Raw genomic sequence first — 18,140 nt, 5'->3', positions numbered from 1 at the left:
CTCGTCCTTGCGTTTCGCGTATCAGAATTCAATCGCATGTGCGCACTCAGCCGCCGATCTCGACCACCGCCTTGATCAGACCCTCTTTATGATGCGCCCAGTGCGCCAGGTCCACTGGCAGCGCTTCCAGCGTCGTTCGATGCGTGATCAGCGCCTGAACCGGTATCTTGCCGGATTCGATGCAGGAAACAACATGTCGAAAGTCCTCTTCCGTCGCATTGCGACTGCCGACGAGGGTCATTTCACGTTTATGGAACTCGGGATCAGAAAAGCGGATCTCATCCTTGACGACGCTCACGAGGACAAGCGTGCCGCCATGCGCGACATAGCCGAACGCCGATTCCATCGACCTGGCGTAGCCGGTTGCGTCGAAGACGACATCGAAGCCATCGCCGTCGGTCAAGGGCGCGAGGACGGAGGCAACATCGTTGCCGGCCTCGACAGTCCTTTCGAAGCCGAACCTTGTGCGGGCCATCTCCAGCCGCTCCGCCGAGGCATCGAGCAGCGTCACCTCGTGGCCGGCGATGCGGGAAAACAGCGCAGTCCCGAGGCCGATCGGACCGGCACCGATGACAAGCGAACGCGCGCCTTCGCACACGCGGGCGCGGCGCACGGCGTGGGCACCGATGGCGAGAAACTCCACGGTCGCGGCAGACTCTGGCGTCAGCTTACCTGCCGGATAAAGATTTTGAGCCGGCAGCACGATTTCCTCACAGAGCGCGCCGTCGGTGTGAACGCCGAGAACCTTGATCGCCGTGCAGCAGTTCGGCTTTCCCTGACGGCAGGCGATGCAGGAGCCACAGGACAGATATGGATTGACGATGACCCTTTGGCCCGCCTGCAATCCGCTGTCCGCCGGCGCTTCGACCACCGTGGCGCTGACCTCGTGCCCCATTACACGCGGATATTCGAGGAAGGGATGCTTGCCCTCGAAGATATGATAGTCGGTGCCGCAGATACCGACATGGCCGACTGCAACGCGTGCCCATCCCGGCGGGACGGTTGACGGGGTCGGTCTCTCGACCAGTTCGAGCCGCCCGGGCTCCTGGCAGACAATGGCGCGCATTTCCAAGCTCCTCAGCCTGAGCCGGCCGACACGCCGCCGGCCCGTTTGTAATGACTGTCCAAGTGCTAGCGGCTGCCGCGACGACGGAGCTGGTCGAAATAGACGATCACGATGATCAGTAAGCCGGTGATGATGCGCTGCCAGAAGGAGTTGACGTTGAGCAGGTTGGCACCGTTATTGATCGTCGCCAGAATGAAGGCCCCGATCAGCGGACCGTGCACAGAGCCGACGGCGCCGAAAAGGCTCGTTCCGCCGATGACGGACGAGGCGATCGCCTGCAATTCCCAACCCTCGGCCTGGGTGGCATTGCCGATGCCGATGCGGGACGCCAGCAGCACGCCGACGAAGGCAGCGCACGAGGCGGAGAGGATATAGGCCGTATAGATCGTGCGATTGACGTTCACGCCGGAAAGGCGCGCGGCCTCGCTGTTCGACCCCACGGCGAAGAGATAGCGGCCCCACCGGCTCAGATGCAGGAAGACATAGGCCGGCACGGCGACGAGGATCACCATCCAGAAGAGGCTCGGAATGCCGAGGAAATCCGCACGCGCGAAATTGGTGAACGCCTCGTTGGTGATCGAGATCGTCGAGCCGTTGGTGATCAGCAGGCCGACACCACGCAACGATGTCAGGGTGGCGAGCGTGATGATGAAAGGCGGCAGCCCCATTCGGACGATACCGAAGCCATGGAAGGCGCCGATGGCGACCCCCATCAACAGCGTGGCGAGGATCGCGACCCAGAGCGGAAAGCCCGCCTGCAGCAGCCAGGCCATGACGACGGTGGAAAATCCGACGATCGCGCCCACCGAAAGATCGATGCCGGCGGTAATGATGACGAAGGTCTGCCCGACCGCAAGGATCGCCGTCATGGCGCCCTGGCGCAGAAGGTTGGAAATATTCAGCGGTGTCCAGAAGCTTGCGGTGCCGATGCCGAGCGCGATCCAGAGAGCGAGCAGCAGACCGATCAGCGTCAGGCTGAAGAGAACGTTCATGCCGCGCCGGGGGGCGGCGGCAGCGCTTTCCGTTGAAGTGATGGCCATTCTTACTACTCCCTCCTCAATTCTTCTGTCTCAGACGCCGATCGCCTCGGCGAGCACTTCCTCATGGCTCGCCGCATGGAAATCGTGGCTGCCGACCAGGCGGCCACCACGGAACACGTGCAACCGGTCTGCAAGCTCGTAGACCTCGGGCAGATAGGACGAGATCAGGATGATACCGGCCCCCTCCTTCAACAGCTTGGCGAACAGGCGGTAGATTTCCGCCTTGGTTCCCACGTCGACGCCGACTGTGGGCTCATCGAAAATGAAAAGCCTGGCGCCATGGCTCAGCCACTTGCCGATGACGATCTTCTGCTGGTTGCCGCCAGACATCGACGATGCCAGGACGCGCCGGCTGGGTGTCTTGATGCTGAGATCGCGAATCTGACGGTCGGCGTTGGCCGCCTCATCGCCACGCGAGAGAACAGGGCCTCGGCTGAGGCGGTTGAAGACCGGCAGGTTGATGTTCAGGCCGATCGGCAGGTTGAGGCAAAGCCCCTGATCGCGGCGGCTTTCCGGCGCAAGCGCGATGCCGAGGTCCATTGCCGTGCGTTCGTTGCGGATCTGGACCTTCTTGCCCATCCAGAAGACCTCGCCCGCCGAAACCGGCTGGCGGCCATAGACGCCGAGCGCAAACTCGCTGCGGCCCGCACCGATCAATCCATAGAGGCCGACGATCTCGCCGGCGCGCACCGTCAGCGAAATATCCTCGAAGCCCGGACCGGAAAGACCGCGGGTCTCCAGAATGGGCTGCCCGATCGGGATCTCCTCCTTGTGGTAGATCTGCTCGATCGAGCGGTTGATCATCAGCGCGATCAGTTCGGTCTCGTTCGTCTCGCCGATATTGCGGGTGCCGACATGTGTTCCGTCCCGCAAGACCGACACGCGATCGGCAAGCTCGAAGACCTCTTCCATGCGGTGGCTGATGTAGACGATCGTGACACCTTCGCTCTGGAGCCGGCGGATCAGCTTGAACAACTGCGCCGATTCCTGGCGCGTGAGATAGGCAGTCGGTTCATCGAAGATCAAAAACTGGGTGCCGCGCATGGCGGCGCGCGCGGTGGCGACCAGTTGCTGCTGTCCGATCGTCAGCGCGCCGAGCGGAGCGCCTGCCGGCAGCCCGAAGCCGAGGTCGTCGAGGACGGACTGCGCCATCTTTTCCATCTGCTTCTTGCGCATCAACCCGTAACTGTTGACTTCATCCCCCAAAAACAGGTTGGCGGCGACCGTCAGATGCGGGCAGAGGACCACTTCCTGATGCACGGCGTTGATGCCGCGGGCGATCGCCTCGTTGGGGGTTGCGAGTGCAACGGGATGACCGCACCAGAGCACTTCACCGGCGGTGCGGGGGATGACGCCGGTGAGAAGCTTGATTAGCGTCGACTTGCCGGCACCGTTCTCGCCGACGATCGCATGAACCTCTCCGGCCAGAAACGTGATCGTCGTAGGTTTCAGCGCCTGCACGTAACCGTAATTCTTCTGCAGGCTCTTCAATTCCAGGATGGGAGCCCCGGTCGGAATGCGGCTTCCTTCGGACAGCAACGCGTCATCGTGACGGTGCGCGATCTCTTCCAGTCGACTCATGAGGCACTCCTCCTTCCATGCCGTCTTCCAACGGAGACGGATCGGCACCCACCGCTCCTCATCGATCGGCGCCTCATCAAAGAATGCCCCGCGCCGCCTCGCGGCGCGGGGCATATGTCTCAGTTCACTTTCGGATTGATCAGCGCGTCGATCTTCGGTTCGGCCATGTTGGCCTTCGTCACCAGATTCGCACCCGTGTCGACGTTCTGCTCGACCTTTTCGCCCTTGGACACGGCCAGCGCGGTCTTCACGCCGTCATAGCCCATACGATAGGGATCCTGCACGACGAGGCCGGCCAGAGCACCGTCCTTCAGGAATGCCAGCGTCTTGTCGTCGCTGTCGAAACCGATGACCTTGATCTTGTCGCCCAGCTTGTTTTCCGAGATCGCCTGACCGACGCCCTGCGCCATGATCAGGTTGGAAGCGAAGACGCCAACGAGATTCGGATTGGCGGTGATCAGGTCGGTCATGATGTTGAGACCGGTCGTCGCCTGACCGTCGGCATATTTGTCGGCGATGACCTTCAGGCCCGGATACTTCGTCTTGACCTGGTCGAGGAAGCCTTCGCGGCGCTGTTCCAGTGAACCTGCACCGGGCAGGCTGGTGATGATGGCGACTTCGCCCTCTTCCTTGCCGGTTGCTTCCTTGATCGCAGCGGCAAGGCCGTCGGCGGCGATGCGTCCGCCCTGGACGTTGTCGGTCGTCAGGAACGAGGAGAAGGCCTTGGAATCGGCGCCGGAGTCGATACCGATCACCGGAACCGTTTTGGCCGCCTCATCGATCGGCTTGCCGAGTGCCTTGAACTCGGTCGGCGAGATCACCACGGCGGCTGGCTTGCCGGCCACGGCGTTCTCGAGGATGTTGATCTGGCCGTTTATGTCGGATTCCGACTGGGCGCCGAGTTCCGGCACGTTCACTCCGAGATCCTTGCCAGCGGCGCGGGCGCCGGCGAGCACGATCTGCCAATAAAACGAAGTCGTATCCTTGACGATAATCGGAATGGTGACGTCCTGCGCAAAGGACGCGGCAGGCGTCATCGTCGCAAAGACGGCCGCGCCGGCAAGCGCGGTAAAGGCACGTCGCGACAGAAGCGATTTGGCAATGCTCATGAAGGTTCTCCTCTCTGGTGCGTTCTCCTCCTGGAAACCGAACCGCTGAACGCAGGCGGGCGGTTTTTATCTATAAAAAACATTTATGCCGGCAAGCTATCCGAGGAAACCGCTACTGGCAAGGCGGCGGAACCGGCCGTCTCCCACGGCGGCCCGCCACGCTGTGCACATTCTCCTCGATCCTCCTCCGCTACGCCCTCGCCTCCACGGAGCGCCACCTGCCGGTCGCCAGCGGAACAATTGAAACAATAGTTCCGCTTTAGTGTCAACATGGAATATACATTCCATTATTGGAGCTTCGGTCCCCAGCAGCCCCTCAGCCCCTGTAGACCTCGTGCGGATGCAGCACGCCCTTCTTCAGAATGATGTTGCCGTAGAGTCGGAACTCCGTGGTGGCGACGATATAGGCGGCCTTGCGCGTCATCTCGTAGAAGGCGAAGCGCTCCACCGAGTGTACGGTGAAATCACCGGCCAGCCGATGGACGATGCTCTGGAACTCGACACAGACAGGCGGAACAGCGTCCGGGTCGCCGACAACCTGCATCCGCCATGCCGACTGCGGAACGAATGTATCGAGCGGCATGTGCAGCAGCACCGCTTCGGTCATGGCAAGCGCATCAACGCCGTCTGCACGGATAACCTCAGGCCCCATCGAACTTGCGGGGAAATTCGCGTCAACGATCGCGATGTCGTCCCCATGCCCCATCGACTGCAACGCGTACAGCAGATCTGGACCGAGAAGAGGATGAATGCCTTTCAACATGCGTATGCTCCCAAAAGCTATAGGAATGACCCGTTACTGGCGAACCGCCTCCTCGCCGAGCGGCGGCGCGACCAGGCTATAGGCGTTCGACTGCATATATAGAGCATCGGGCACGGCGGTATGCGTCAATTCTACGTTTCGGCGCAGGCTCGAAGGCTTCGCGGTGCCGAGAAGGACGGACGCGACGACGGGATGCCTCAACGGAAACTGCAAGGCGGCGGCCGCGAGCGGCACACCATTGGCTGCAGCCAGTTCCTCAAGGGCCCGAACGCGGGAAAGGACGTCGTCGCTGGCCGGCACGTAGTCGAAATGCGCATCTGCCACCGCACCGGTCGCCAGTATGCCCGAATTGAAGACGCCACCGACCACGACAGAGGTATCCCGCGCACCGCAGAGCGGCAGCAATTCATCCACCGCCGACCTGTCCAGCAGTGTGTAGCGGCCTGCGAGCAGGATGCAGTCGATCGGCGCGCGCTTCAGAACCTCGAGGCATACCGGCACTTCGTTGACGCCCAGGCCGTAAGCCTTGACCGTCCCTGAGGATTTCAGCTCCTCCAGCGCCTTCAGGCCCGAATCCATCAATGCGCGAAAATGGAAGGCGTTTCGTTCCGCACCATGCGTATAGGAGCCGATGTCGTGCACATAGAGCATGTCGATACGGTTCAGACCGAGCCGGGCATAGCTCAGTTCCAGCGAGCGCATGATGCCGTCATAGCTGTAGTCGTAGCGCACGTCGAACGGCAGCGGATCGACATATCCGTAGTTCGTCGGGACCTTGTCGTCGGCAACGGGAAACATGATGCGGCCGACCTTGGTCGACAGCACCCATTCGTCCTTGGACTTGGCACGAAGGAAATCGCCGGTGACGCGCTCGGCAAGGCCGAACCCATACCAGGGCGCGGTATCGAAGTAGCGCATTCCCCCGTCCCAGGCCGCCTGAAGCGTCTCGATCGCGACATCGCGGGGACAAGGCCTGTAAAGACCGCCGAGCGCCGCAGTCCCGAAGCTGTATTCGGTCACGGCAAGACCGGTTTTGCCGATCGTCCTGGTCCGCATCGCATCCTCCCGTCTGCAGGCCACCGCTCCTCAACGGCCGCATGCAAAGTGCTCTTCTGTCTTTTATCTACAATAGACAGATTGAGGTCAATGGTTATTATGGTGGCTGGACGGACAGACGGGGTGACTCGTATCCGAGCCCACGGCAGAAGGCAGCTGAAACGAGATTTCACCCTGGCTGGCTAAAGTGTCCGTGACCGCTTAAAGGAGCGCAGCTCCACCACCCATTCAACCGGCGAGATCCATGGCCAAACAGAATACCGTTTTCAAGGATGCCTTCAACCGCTGCCTCGGGCTTCTGGAAAACAGCGATTCCCTTGCGTCGGAGCCGGAACTCGGCAACCAACTCGGCGTCAGCCGCACCACCATCCGCGCGATCCTGACGCGGCTGGAAGAGATCGGGCTGATCGAATGGTCGAAGCGCCGCAAGGCGGTTCTGCGGAAGCCTTCTGCGGAGGACTATTTCCCGACCGAGGAGACGGATTCACTCTCCGAGATCATCGAGCGCAGCTTCATGCGGCGCATCCTTGCCGGCGGTGCCGAACCGGGAATGCAGATCAACGAGCTGGAGCTGGCGCGCGAGATCGGTACCGGCACGACGAGCGTGCGCGAGTTCCTGATCCGCTTCAGCCGTTTCGGCCTGATCGAAAAGCGCCCGAACAGCCACTGGGTGCTGAAGGGCTTTACGCCGGAGTTCGCACTGGAGCTGACGGAGGTCCGCGAGATGTTCGAACTGCGGTCGGCCGCGGCCTTCGCCCACCTGCCGGACGACCATCCGGCCTGGAACGAGCTGGATGCGATCGCCGCCCTTCATCGCGAAATCCTCGCCGACGTCGACAACCGGTATCGCGAGTTTTCGGAACTGGACGAGAAGTTCCACCTTCTCGTCCACCAGGCGTCGCGAAACCGCTTCATCGTCGACTTCTACGATATCATCGCCATCGTCTTCCACTATCACTACCAATGGAACAAGACGAATGCGCGCCAGCGCAATGCTCGCGCGATGGAGGAGCACCTCGTCTACATCGAGGCACTGCAATCACGCGATCCGGCGAAGATCGAAGGCGCCTGCCGCCAGCATCTCAAATCGGCACGCGAAACGCTGCTGCAGTCGATCAACTGACCCGGACGCCGGGGTACCCCATTCGATTGATTGCGGAGTATACCTAATAGCCGCCGCCCTTTTGGTCGCCCGAAACGGGCACTCCGAGGAAAGATCGGCGCAAACCGTCGATCGCCCTCACCAGGCAGTTGACGTCGGTGCCGATCGCCATGAAGTCGGCACCCATGGCGCGATATTCATGCGCCTGGTCCAGAGCCACCGTCATGATCCCGCGTGCCTTGCCGTGGCGATGGATCCGCACGAAGGCGTCGCGGATCGCCTCCTGAACGGGCGCGACCGAAGGCTGGCCGAGATAGCCCATGTCGGCTGCGAGATCGGAAGGGCCGATGAAGAGACCATCGACGCCTTCGACGGACGCGATTTCATCGAGTGCGGCGAGGCCCGCCCTGCTTTCGATCTGGACGATGAGGCAGATCTCGTCATTCGCCGTCGTCAGATAGTCAGGGATGCGGTTGAAATCGCTTGCCCTGCCGAGCCCGGCACCGACGCCGCGAATTCCCGCCGGCGGATAGCGAACCGCCCGCACCAAGGCCTTGGCCTGTTCGGCCGATTCCACCATCGGAACAAGGAAGGTCTGCGCGCCGAGGTCCAGAAGCTGCTTCAGCAGCCAGGCTTCGCCCATCGGCGGGCGAACAATCGCATGCGCGGGCCGGCCACGCAAGACGCCGAGCTGCGCCCCGATCAGCGGCATGTCGCTCGGCCCGTGCTCGCCATCGATCAACAGCCAGTCATAACCGCTGCCGCCCGCGATCTCGGCCGCATAGGCGCTGCCGAGTGCGACCCAGAGGCCCAGCTGGAATTCGCCCTTGCGCAGGGCAGCCTTGAACGGATTCTTCGGAGCTGACATGGCTCGAACCCTCCCTTGGGTCGGCTTGTGCTATCGTCCGCCGGAAGATTTCCGGCGGATCCTGGATCAGCCGCTCAGGCAATACCACCGAGGCAGACATACTTCATCTCGGTGAACTCCTCGATGCCGTACTTCGACCCCTCGCGTCCGAGGCCGGAAAGCTTGACACCGCCAAAGGGTGCTTCGGCCGTCGAGATCAGCCCGGTGTTGACGCCGACCATGCCGTATTCCAGCGCCTCGGCAACCCGAAACACGCGGGCAAGGTCCTTGGCATAGAAATAGGAGGCAAGCCCGAACTCGGTGTCGTTGGCCTGGGCGATGACGTCCGCCTCGTCCTTGAAGCGGAACAGCGGTGCGACCGGCCCGAAGGTTTCCTCGCGCGCAACTGCCATGTCGGGCGTCACGTCGGCAAGCACCGTCGCTTCGTAGAAGGTGCCGCCAAGTGCATGCCGCTTGCCGCCCTGGACGACGCGTCCGCCCTTGGACACCGCGTCTGACACATGCTCTTCGACCTTCGCCAGCGCCGCCTGATCGATCAGGGGACCGAGAATGACGCCCTCATCGAAACCATTGCCGGTCTTGAGCCGGCCGACGGCGGCAGCAAGCTTTTCGGAGAACGCATCATAGACGCCTTCCTGGACATAGAGCCGATTGGCGCAGACGCAGGTCTGGCCGTTGTTGCGGAACTTGGCAATCAGCGCGCCTTCGACCGCCGCATCGAGATCGGCGTCGTCGAACACGATGAAGGGCGCATTGCCGCCGAGCTCGAGGCCGAGCTTCTTGATGGTCGGCGCGCTTTGCTTGTAGAGCTCTGCGCCAACTTCCGTCGATCCGGTAAAGGTCAGCTTGCGCACCACCGGATTGGCGGTCATTTCAGCGCCGATCTCGCGGGCCGAGCCGGTCACAACAGAGAAAAGGCCTGCGGGAAAACCCGCCCGCTCGGCGAGAACAGCGATCGCGATGGCCGAGAAAGGCGTCTGCGACGCCGGCTTGAGCACCATGGCGCAGCCGGCGGCGAAGGCCGGACCGGCCTTGCGCGTGATCATCGCGTTGGGGAAGTTCCAGGGCGTGATGGCAGCGACGACGCCGATGGGCTGCTTCATCACCAGGATGCGCTTGTCCTTCTGGTGACCCGGGATGATGTCGCCGTAGACGCGGCGCCCTTCTTCTGCAAACCACTCGATGAAGCTTGCACCATAGGCGATCTCACCCTTCGCCTCGGCAAGCGGCTTGCCCTGTTCCATCGTCAGGATCCGGCCGAGATCGTCCTGATTGGCCATCATCAGCTCGAACCACTTGCGCAGGATGACCGAGCGCTCCTTGGCCGTACGGGCCGCCCATTCCTTCTGTGCCGTTTCGGCTGCCGCGATCGCTTCCTTCGTCTCCGCCGCACCGAGCTTGGGAACGTAGCCGACGAGCTCGCCGGTCGCAGGGTTCTTCACCGCAATTCCACTCTTCGGGTCCGCCTCGATCCACCGTGTGCCGACCAGGGCCGCCTGGCGGAGGAGGGTCGTATCATTCAGGCTCATAGCAGCGTCTCCCATGTTATGAATTCGTTGGCGAGGTTATAGGCCGTTTGCACGCATGAGGACAATCTCGGCTGCGGCTGAGTGACGAAATTTGCATGCCGGTTCACGGCGGGCGGCGCTACTCGTGCGTCGACATCATCCGGTCATCGGCGCATTCTTCCTTCAGCCGATTCGAACGCGGGACGCTTCATGCAAGAGATCAACGGCCGTCGCGCCGATCACGATATCGATTCTGTTTTCCTTCTGCGCTGGTCGCCTCGTGCCTTCACGGGCGAGGCGATGCCGCAGGAGGATCTGCTGCGGCTCTTCGAGGCCGCGCGCTGGGCTCCCTCGGCCAGCAATCGCCAGCCGTGGCGGTTCGTCTACGCCCATCGCGGCACGCAAGCCTTCAAGACCATTCTCGACACGCTCGACGAGGGCAACCGGCGCTGGACGCCGAATGCCTCGGTGCTGGCCGTCATCCTGTCGAAGACCCACAACCGCACAGCCACAGGCGAGATGCGTCCTGCCTATACGCATGCCTTCGACACCGGGGCTTCCTGGAGCGCGCTGGCGCTGCAGGCGACCCTTACCGGCTATCACGTGCACGCCATGGCCGGAATCGACCGGGACAAGGCAGTCTCAGACCTCAAGGTCCCGGAAGGATACCGGGTGGAGGCCGGGCTTGCGATCGGCAGGATTGCTTCGAAGGACACGCTGCCGGACGACCTGCAGGCTCGTGAAGTTCCAAGCCAGCGCAACCCTGTCTCCTCCTTTGCGTTCGAGGGCGTGTTCAGGCCCGACTGAAGACATACGACGTCAGAACAGCAGCTCCTGCGCCGGTCCTACGGGGACAATGCCGCTCGGATTGAGCGAGGCGATCGAGTAGTAGCCCCGCTTGATGTGGTCCAGATTGACCGTCTCCGCGATGCCCGGCCAATCGTACATCTGCCGCACGAAGCGGCGCAGGCGCGGATAGTCCGCGATCCTGCGCAGATTGCACTTGAACAACCCATGATAGGCGGCGTCGAAGCGAACGAGCGTCACGAACAGCCGGATGTCGGCTTCTGTCGGGTGATCGACGAAAAGAAAGCGCCTGTCGCCCAGTTCTCCATCGACCCGGTCCAGCGTCGCGAACACTTCGAGAAACGCCTCCTCATAGGCGAGCTGCGTGGTGGCAAAGCCGGCGCGATAGACGCCGTTGTTGAGACTGGGATAAATGCGCTCGTTGAAGGCATCGATCGCGGCGCGGTACGCTTCGGGATAGAGGTCGAGCTCGCTCGACGCGAACGCGCCGAACCCGTCATTCATCATCCGCAGGATATCTGCAGACTCGTTGTTGACGATGGTGGCGCGCTTTTTGTCCCAGAGCACGGGCACCGTGGCGCGACCGGTAAAGTGTGGATCGGCGCGGGTATAGAGCTCGTGCATGTAGGTCACGCCATTGACAGCGTCCGGGGTCGATCCGGGATAGTCGCCGAAGCGCCAGCCTTCCCGCGTAAGCGCCGGCTCCACCACAGAAACGCCGATCACATCCTTGAGGCCCTTAAGGCTGCGGCCGATCAGCGTACGGGACGCCCAGGGGCAGATATAGGCGACGTAGAGATGGTAGCGGTCCGGCTCCGCGGCAAAGCCGCCCTCACCAGTCGGTCCCGGCGCACCGTCCGGCGTCACCCAGTTGCGAAAGCCGGAGATCTGGCGGACGAAGCCACCCTTTTCGTCCTTCGCCTGGACCGGTTGCCAGTCGGCTGTCCATTTTCCATCCACCAGCATGGGTGTACCTTTCGTCCTGTCCTAAGTTTCAACTGACACGCGCTCGCGATATTGGTCGCGTGCGGCGATGATCGAAGCGTGATTGGCGCGAGCCCAGCCGGTCAGCGCCCGGATCGGCTCCAGCAGAGACCGGCCGAGCGGCGTCAGCGCGTAGTCGACGCGCGGCGGAATGACCGGGTAGAAGGTTCGCGAAACGAGCCCATCCTGTTCCAGTCGTCGGAGCGTTCGCGCCAGCATGTGCTGGGAGACGTCGCCGATCGCTCGTTTCAATTCGTTGAAGCGCAGAGTTTCGTCGGCGAGCGCTTCCAGCACGAGCGTGCTCCACTGGTCGCCAATACGGTCAAGCACATCCCTGATCGGACAGTTGCCGTTCATATGCCGATTTGCTGCCTTCGCACCCATCACTTTCCTCCCTTGCCGATAGTCACATCCGTGTGACCAGGAACTGGAACGATGACTTCTTGTCAAATTTTCAAGTGCAGTTATGTATGTCCAAATATGGACCTGGTTCAAATATGAACCGATATTGCCACGCGCGCAATTGCGCGGTCCGGGCCGGAGAGTACCTGAATGACTTCATCGATCGCACGGGTCGAGACCTCAAACGCCAGCCGGTACCTGCAGCAGCTTTGCAAACACTGGAGCCACAAATTCCCGGTGGAGTTCGATACGGCGGCCGGCTACGTGCCATTTGGCGACGAACAGTTCCTGCGCCTGTCGGCCGACGCAAACCAGTTGACGATGACCCTCAAGGTCCCCGGCAATGGTTCGACCGAACGGCTCGAAGGCGTTGTTGCCGATCATCTCAAGCGCTTCGCCTTTCGCGAGGAGTTGGGAATCAGCTGGAATAAACCCAGCTAACGCTTTTTCCAACCTATCCGGCGCGGATCTACGCGCGCGGCCCCAACGGCCAGTTTCCTTCTCCCAGACCGGCCGACTTCCTGAAAGGACCTACCATGACTGCTGCCAATAGCCGCAAAGCCGACCACGCGATCGATCCCCTCTTCCTGAACCGTTGGTCCCCGCGCGCCTACAGTGGCGAGACGATGCCGGAAAGCGATGTGCTCGCAATCCTCGAGGCGGCCCATTGGGCGCCGTCCGCCTACAATTCGCAGCCCTGGCGCTTTATCTATGCGCTGCGCGATACCCCGGAGTGGAACAAGTTGTTCCCGATCCTGAACGATTTCAACCAGAGCTGGGCCAAGGATGCTTCCGCTCTGATCATCATCGTCTCCAAGTCGCATTTCCTGGCGCCCGGTGCCAGCGAAGAAGGCCTCTCCTACAGTCATTCCTTCGATACCGGCGCCGCATGGGGCGCACTGTCGCTTCAGGCGCAGCTTTCCGGCTATCAGGCCCATGGCATGACCGGCATCCACTTCGACAAGGCCAGGGAAATCCTGCAGCTGCCCGAAGGTTATCGCGTGGAGGCCGCCGCCGTGGTCGGCCGCATCGGCGACAAGTCCAAGCTGCCGGAGTTCTTGCAGGCGCGCGAAACGCCGAGTCCGCGCCGGCCGTTGTCGGAAGTCGTCTTTAACGGCACTTTCACGAGCAAGTAGGTGCCATGACGAAAGAAATAGCCCCGCGACAGTGTCGCGGGGCTATTTCATTATCCGGATTCCGACACTGGATCAGGCCGCAACAGCGGCGCCGCCTCAGATGTCGAGGTTTGCAACGCTCAGCGCATTTTCCTGGATGAACTCGCGGCGAGGCTCCACTTCGTCACCCATGAGGCGCGAGAACAGGCCATCGGCGTCGGTCGCGTCCGCAACACGCACCTGCAGGAGCGAGCGCACGTTCGGGTCAAGGGTCGTTTCCCAGAGCTGTTCGGCATTCATCTCGCCGAGACCTTTGTAGCGCTGCAGGCTCAGCCCCTTGCGGCCGGAAGCGAAGACCGCGTCGAGCAGGGCGCGGGGCCCGCTGATCTCGACCTCCACATCCTTGCGCCGCAGCTTTGGCTGAACGGCGTAGATATCCTTCAGCCGGACGGTCAGCTGATCGATGTGGCGGGCGTCGGAAGAACCGATGAGCGCCATGTCGAGATGGGCGAATTCCTTCACACCGCGCACGGTCCGTTCGAACTTCAGGCCGCCGTCGGAAGCAACGGTGCCGGTCCACCCGCGCTCCGTTTCCTCGGCGATCAGGTCCAGACGGCGGGCAACCTGCTCGGCCATATCCGCATAGGCTTCACGATTGTGGCTGAGTTCGAGATTGAGCGCCCCGCAGATCGCGGCCTGTTCGACGATGGCGCGGCTGTAGCGCGAATGAAGCCCTTCGAGCAGCGCGCGCAGGCGCAACGCGTCCTGGATGACCTCGCGCATATCCTGTCCGGCACGCACTTCGCCGGAACCAAGCTCCAGCGTCGCGTCGTCCAGACCGGCAGCGATCAGGTAATCGTCCAGGGCCTTTTCGTCTTTCAGGTACTGCGACGACTTTCCGCGGGCGACCTTATAGAGCGGCGGCTGGGCGATGTAGAGGTGGCCTCGCTCGATCAGGTCCGGCATCTGCCGGAAGAAGAAGGTCAGAAGCAGCGTACGGATGTGGGCGCCGTCGACGTCTGCGTCCGTCATGATGATGATCTTGTGATAGCGCAGCTTCTCCGGATTGAACTCGTCCTTGCCGATCGACGTGCCGAGCGCGGTGATCAGCGTGCCAATTTCCTGGCTTGAGAGCATCTTGTCGAAGCGTGCACGCTCGACGTTGAGGATCTTGCCGCGCAAGGGCAGGATGGCCTGGTTTTCGCGGGAACGGCCCTGCTTGGCCGACCCGCCGGCCGAATCGCCCTCCACAAGGAAGAGCTCCGACTTGGCCGGATCCCGTTCGGAGCAATCGGCGAGCTTGCCGGGCAGCGAAGAAATGTCGAGCGCGCCCTTGCGGCGGGTCAGCTCGCGCGCCTTGCGCGCCGCCTCGCGGGCCGCGGCCGCCTCGACCACCTTGCCGACCAGCACCTTGGCGTCGGAAGGGTGTTCCTCGAGCCAGTGGCTCAACGCCTCGTTGACGAGGCTTTCGACGACCGGCCGGACCTCGGAGGACACGAGCTTGTCCTTCGTCTGCGAGGAAAACTTCGGATCCGGCACCTTGACGGAGAGTACGGCGGTGAGGCCTTCGCGGCAATCGTCACCCGTCAGTGAGACCTTTTCCTTCTTCAGGATGCCCGAGCTCTCGGCATAGGAGACAACCTGACGCGTCAGCGCCCCGCGGAAGCCGGCAAGATGCGTGCCGCCGTCGCGCTGGGGGATGTTGTTGGTGAAGCACAGCACGTTCTCGTGGTAGCTGTCGTTCCACCACATGGCGACTTCGACCGTAATTCCGTCGCGTTCGCCGCGAATGGAGACGGGCTTTGCAACCAGTGGCTTCTTGGCGCGGTCGAGATAGCTGACGAAGGCTTCCAGGCCCCCGTCATACATCAATTCGTCCTGCTTGACGTCCGAGTGACGCCGATCGGTCAAGAGGATGCGGACTCCGGAATTCAGGAATGCCAGTTCGCGAAGGCGATGCTCCAGCGTCTGGTAGTTGAAATCGACGTTGGAGAAGGTCTCGGTGCTCGGAAGGAAGGTGACTTCAGTGCCGGTCTCGTCGCCGCATTTGCCGGTCACGACGAGCGGTCCGTCGGCAACGCCGTGCGTGAAGCTCATCTCGTGGATGTTCCCGCCGCGGCGGATCTTCAGCTTCAGCGACACCGACAGAGCGTTCACCACCGAAACGCCAACGCCATGCAGGCCGCCGGAGACCTTGTAGGAGTTCTGGTCGAACTTTCCGCCGGCATGCAACTGGGTCATGATGACCTCGGCAGCCGAGACGCCTTCTTCCTTGTGAATGTCGGTCGGGATGCCGCGGCCATTGTCGGTCACGGTGACGGAACCGTCCGCGTTCAGCGTCACCGTCACGAGATCCGCATGACCGGCCAGCGCTTCATCGATCGCATTGTCCACGACTTCATAGACCATGTGGTGCAGGCCGGACCCGTCGTCCGTGTCGCCGATATACATGCCGGGACGCTTGCGCACGGCATCAAGGCCCTTGAGCACCTTGATGGAATCTGCGCCATACTCGGCCGGGCCGTTGTCGGTCTCGGTGATGTCAGTCATACGGGGTGTCTTTCCAGCGTTCCTGAAGAAGTGGGAAACGGCGAATCACCGGTTTTCCAGCTTGACGAATATAGGGATTTCGCCTCGTTTCTCCAAACCGTGTGACCGCCAATAGCGGCAGAAATCAGGGGATCACGGCGATTTCCGGCGCGAACTGCAGGCCTTTTCCAGTATCCCGGCCAGCCGCCTGATCGTCTCGGGCGGCAGATTGCCGATTTCGACGGCGAGGCGGTTGGCAAAGGCCGTGTATTCGGGTGGCAGGCCGGCCGTATCCACGGTGATCCTCGGGTCGGAAATCCGGGCGATGCGGAAAAGCTCCTCCGCCTCATCCCAGATGATGTTGAAGTAACCGGCCACCCGCTGCAGGAACTCGAAACTCGGCAACCCGCGCCGCCCGTGTTCGAGCGCCGACAGGTAGGCCGGAGAGACGCCGAGCGCCACGGCCATATCCTTCTGCGTGACGCCTTTCCTGGAGCGCAGGTGACGCACCGCAACGCCAAACGGGGTGGTCATTCGTGCGCCCCCTTCGCCCGCGCCAGCCGCACATATAATGCACCCTCGCCGCCATGATTGCGCGCCGCCGGCTCATAGGATGAAATCAGCGGCCTGAATTCCGGCAGCGAGAACCAGAGCGGCACGGCGCGCTTCAAGGCCCCGTCACTTCCAATCGACGCGCCCTTGCCGGTGATCACCAACACATGGCGCATCCCGCGCGCGTGCGCCTGGATCATGAAGCTCAGCAGCAGACCATGCGCTTCGCTCTGGATCATGCCGTGCAGGTCGATACGCGCTTCCAGGGCCAGCCGGCCTTTTGCCAGCTTGCGCCGGACCGGACGTTCCAGCGGATGATGCTGGCGCTCACCCTTGCCGGCATTCGTTATCCGGATTCCACCGTTCTCGGAAGCATCCTTCTTCAGTGTCCCGACATCCTCAGCCGGCAAAGCGGCTTCAGGTTCCGGAGCGAACAGGGCCTCGAGCGTCTTCAGTTCCTCCATCCGGCCCGGGAGTGCCTTGGCGCTTCGTGCGACCTTGCCCCAGAGGATGCGGTCCTCGGCGCTGAGCGACTTATCCCTCGCCATGGCGAAATCTCTCGGCGATCGACCTGGGAACAAAAATGTGGAAGTCGGCGGCGTCGCGGACGTTGCCGGCCAACTCACCGGCGGCGTCACCGGACCCGGTGAAGATGTCGCCGCGGGCTGCGCCCACGATCGCCGAGCCGGTATCAAGCGCCAGCATGGTTCTGGCAAACGGCATGCCGCCGTCCATATGTGTCAGGCTGTCGCTGCGGATGAAGAAAGGCGTGCCGAAGGTGTGGATCAGGCGATCGACGGCGAGCGAACGGCCGGCGACGATCGGAACCTTCGCCGCAGCGACCGGGCCCAGCTCTGCATCGTCCACCTGGGCATCGCGGAAGAAGATGTAGGAGCGGTTGTGCCAGAGGATCTCGTCGATCCGATCCGGGTTGCGCGCCAGCCAGCTCCGGATCGACCCCATAGACACCGTCGCTGGATCGATTTCACCGCGTTCGATCAGAAGCTTGCCGATCGGCGAAAAGCGATGGCCGGTCTTGGCCGCATAGGTTATGCGCCGCACCGAGCCGTCCGGGTAAAGGAGCCGGGCAGCCCCCTGCACGTGGATGAAGAAGACATCGACCTTCGAGCGCGCATAGGCGATCTCGAGGTTTCGCCCGTCGAGAAGGCCCTGATCGATGGCCTGGCGATCGGGGTATTCCTCGATCTTGCCCTCCCGCATGCGGCCGAACGCGAAATAGGGGTCGAAACCTGCTGGCCGGTTTGCGTCGTCCATGTCGACCATGTCGTCGGGGCGACGGTAGAAGGGATAGCGGAAGTCGGCGTCAGGCTTGCCTCGCACCTCCACTTCCGGCTCGTAGTAGGCCGTGACGAAGCCCCTTTCGCCCTGCCTGTTCTCGATTAGGAACGGCTGGAACCAGTCCTCGAAGAAGGCCCGGGCCTGCGAAGGCCCGGAAGGCGTTGTCCCTGCAGCCGCATTCAACGCGGGAAGCAGATCCGCGGCAGCAACTCCCAACAGCCCTGTGCGATAGGGTTTGGTGGCGACGATGTGATCGCGACAGCGCGCCATCGCTCCGAACAGCGCGGAGGGATCATCTTCCGTCCATCCGGGCAGATCCGAAAAAGCGACCGGTTTCAGACGGAAGTCCATCGTTTTGC

At 62.3% G+C, this 18,140-nt stretch carries 18 protein-coding genes; 4 read left to right on the top strand and 14 right to left on the bottom strand.

Translation table 11 applies throughout. The features are described 5' to 3' along the window. Nucleotides 1–46: 46 nt before the first annotated feature. The 6 genes from HV823_RS02285 to HV823_RS02260 form a co-directional block, all read right to left on the bottom strand. Entirely contained in the window at nt 47–1,066 is a 1,020-nt protein-coding gene (locus tag HV823_RS02285; RefSeq protein ID WP_176948119.1) for a zinc-binding alcohol dehydrogenase family protein, read from the bottom strand. Nucleotides 1,067–1,131: 65 nt separating this feature from the next. After that, complete coding sequence (locus tag HV823_RS02280) at nt 1,132–2,106, bottom strand: ABC transporter permease (protein ID WP_176948118.1); 975 nt, start codon at nt 2,104–2,106, stop codon at nt 1,132–1,134. Between the two features lie 30 nt (nt 2,107–2,136). Beyond that, a complete protein-coding gene (locus HV823_RS02275) occupies nt 2,137–3,687 on the bottom strand; it encodes a sugar ABC transporter ATP-binding protein (protein ID WP_176948117.1) in 1,551 nt (516 codons plus the stop codon). A gap of 119 nt (nt 3,688–3,806) precedes the next feature. Next, nucleotides 3,807–4,796: an ABC transporter substrate-binding protein gene (locus HV823_RS02270; RefSeq protein ID WP_176948116.1), complete on the bottom strand. Its 990-nt coding sequence runs from the start codon at nt 4,794–4,796 to the stop codon at nt 3,807–3,809. A gap of 316 nt (nt 4,797–5,112) precedes the next feature. Next, nucleotides 5,113–5,559, bottom strand: coding sequence for an RbsD/FucU family protein (locus tag HV823_RS02265; protein ID WP_176948115.1), 447 nt, complete (start codon nt 5,557–5,559; stop codon nt 5,113–5,115). 33 nt (nt 5,560–5,592) lie between these two features. Continuing rightward, on the bottom strand, nt 5,593–6,615 hold the full coding sequence (locus tag HV823_RS02260) for an aldo/keto reductase (RefSeq protein ID WP_176948114.1): 1,023 nt from the start codon (nt 6,613–6,615) through the stop codon (nt 5,593–5,595). 244 nt (nt 6,616–6,859) lie between these two features. Here HV823_RS02260 and HV823_RS02255 point away from each other — a divergent pair, with 244 nt between their 5' ends. Further along, nucleotides 6,860–7,738, top strand: a complete 879-nt coding sequence (locus HV823_RS02255) for a GntR family transcriptional regulator (protein ID WP_176948113.1) — start codon at nt 6,860–6,862, stop codon at nt 7,736–7,738. A gap of 43 nt (nt 7,739–7,781) precedes the next feature. Here HV823_RS02255 and HV823_RS02250 read toward each other — a convergent pair whose 3' ends face one another. Together HV823_RS02250 and gabD are read right to left on the bottom strand one after the other, a co-directional pair. Continuing rightward, nucleotides 7,782–8,585, bottom strand: coding sequence for an aldolase/citrate lyase family protein (locus HV823_RS02250; protein WP_176948112.1), 804 nt, complete (start codon nt 8,583–8,585; stop codon nt 7,782–7,784). Nucleotides 8,586–8,659: 74 nt separating this feature from the next. Then, nucleotides 8,660–10,114, bottom strand: coding sequence for an NADP-dependent succinate-semialdehyde dehydrogenase (gene gabD / locus HV823_RS02245; RefSeq protein WP_176948111.1), 1,455 nt, complete (start codon nt 10,112–10,114; stop codon nt 8,660–8,662). Nucleotides 10,115–10,303: 189 nt separating this feature from the next. Here gabD and HV823_RS02240 point away from each other — a divergent pair, with 189 nt between their 5' ends. Beyond that, on the top strand, nt 10,304–10,900 hold the full coding sequence (locus HV823_RS02240) for a nitroreductase family protein (RefSeq protein ID WP_176948110.1): 597 nt from the start codon (nt 10,304–10,306) through the stop codon (nt 10,898–10,900). Nucleotides 10,901–10,912: 12 nt separating this feature from the next. Here the strand turns inward: HV823_RS02240 and HV823_RS02235 are convergent, their stop codons facing one another. Together HV823_RS02235 and HV823_RS02230 are read right to left on the bottom strand one after the other, a co-directional pair. Then, the gene (locus HV823_RS02235; RefSeq protein WP_176948109.1) at nt 10,913–11,866 is read right to left on the bottom strand and encodes a glutathione S-transferase family protein; all 954 of its coding nucleotides are present in this window, start codon (nt 11,864–11,866) and stop codon (nt 10,913–10,915) included. Nucleotides 11,867–11,887: 21 nt separating this feature from the next. Then, nucleotides 11,888–12,268 carry a winged helix-turn-helix transcriptional regulator gene (locus HV823_RS02230; protein ID WP_176948108.1) on the bottom strand — a complete coding sequence of 127 codons (381 nt, stop codon included), beginning with the start codon at nt 12,266–12,268 and terminating at the stop codon, nt 11,888–11,890. 168 nt (nt 12,269–12,436) lie between these two features. Here HV823_RS02230 and HV823_RS02225 point away from each other — a divergent pair, with 168 nt between their 5' ends. Continuing rightward, nucleotides 12,437–12,727 (top strand): DUF2218 domain-containing protein, encoded by a 291-nt coding sequence (locus tag HV823_RS02225; protein ID WP_176948107.1) that lies wholly within the window; start codon nt 12,437–12,439, stop codon nt 12,725–12,727. A 95-nt stretch (nt 12,728–12,822) separates the two neighbouring features. Continuing rightward, entirely contained in the window at nt 12,823–13,422 is a 600-nt protein-coding gene (locus HV823_RS02220) for a nitroreductase family protein (RefSeq protein WP_176948106.1), read from the top strand. Between the two features lie 96 nt (nt 13,423–13,518). Here HV823_RS02220 and gyrB read toward each other — a convergent pair whose 3' ends face one another. The 4 genes from gyrB to mltA form a co-directional block, all read right to left on the bottom strand. Next, a complete protein-coding gene (gene gyrB / locus HV823_RS02215) occupies nt 13,519–15,951 on the bottom strand; it encodes a DNA topoisomerase (ATP-hydrolyzing) subunit B (protein WP_176948105.1) in 2,433 nt (810 codons plus the stop codon). 132 nt (nt 15,952–16,083) lie between these two features. Continuing rightward, the gene (locus HV823_RS02210; protein ID WP_176948104.1) at nt 16,084–16,464 is read right to left on the bottom strand and encodes a helix-turn-helix domain-containing protein; all 381 of its coding nucleotides are present in this window, start codon (nt 16,462–16,464) and stop codon (nt 16,084–16,086) included. Continuing rightward, nucleotides 16,461–17,030 carry a Smr/MutS family protein gene (locus HV823_RS02205; protein ID WP_176948103.1) on the bottom strand — a complete coding sequence of 190 codons (570 nt, stop codon included), beginning with the start codon at nt 17,028–17,030 and terminating at the stop codon, nt 16,461–16,463. Before HV823_RS02205 ends, HV823_RS02210 begins: the two co-directional genes overlap by 4 nt. Continuing rightward, nucleotides 17,017–18,132, bottom strand: a complete 1,116-nt coding sequence (gene mltA, locus HV823_RS02200; RefSeq protein WP_176948102.1) for a murein transglycosylase A — start codon at nt 18,130–18,132, stop codon at nt 17,017–17,019. Before mltA ends, HV823_RS02205 begins: the two co-directional genes overlap by 14 nt. Nucleotides 18,133–18,140 lie beyond the last annotated feature (8 nt).

Source organism: Mycoplana rhizolycopersici, assembly GCF_013378445.1.
Taxonomy (GTDB): domain Bacteria; phylum Pseudomonadota; class Alphaproteobacteria; order Rhizobiales; family Rhizobiaceae; genus Mycoplana; species Mycoplana rhizolycopersici.
The sequence above is the reverse complement of the archived record's forward strand: the minus strand, read 5'-3'. Positions and strand labels throughout refer to the sequence as shown.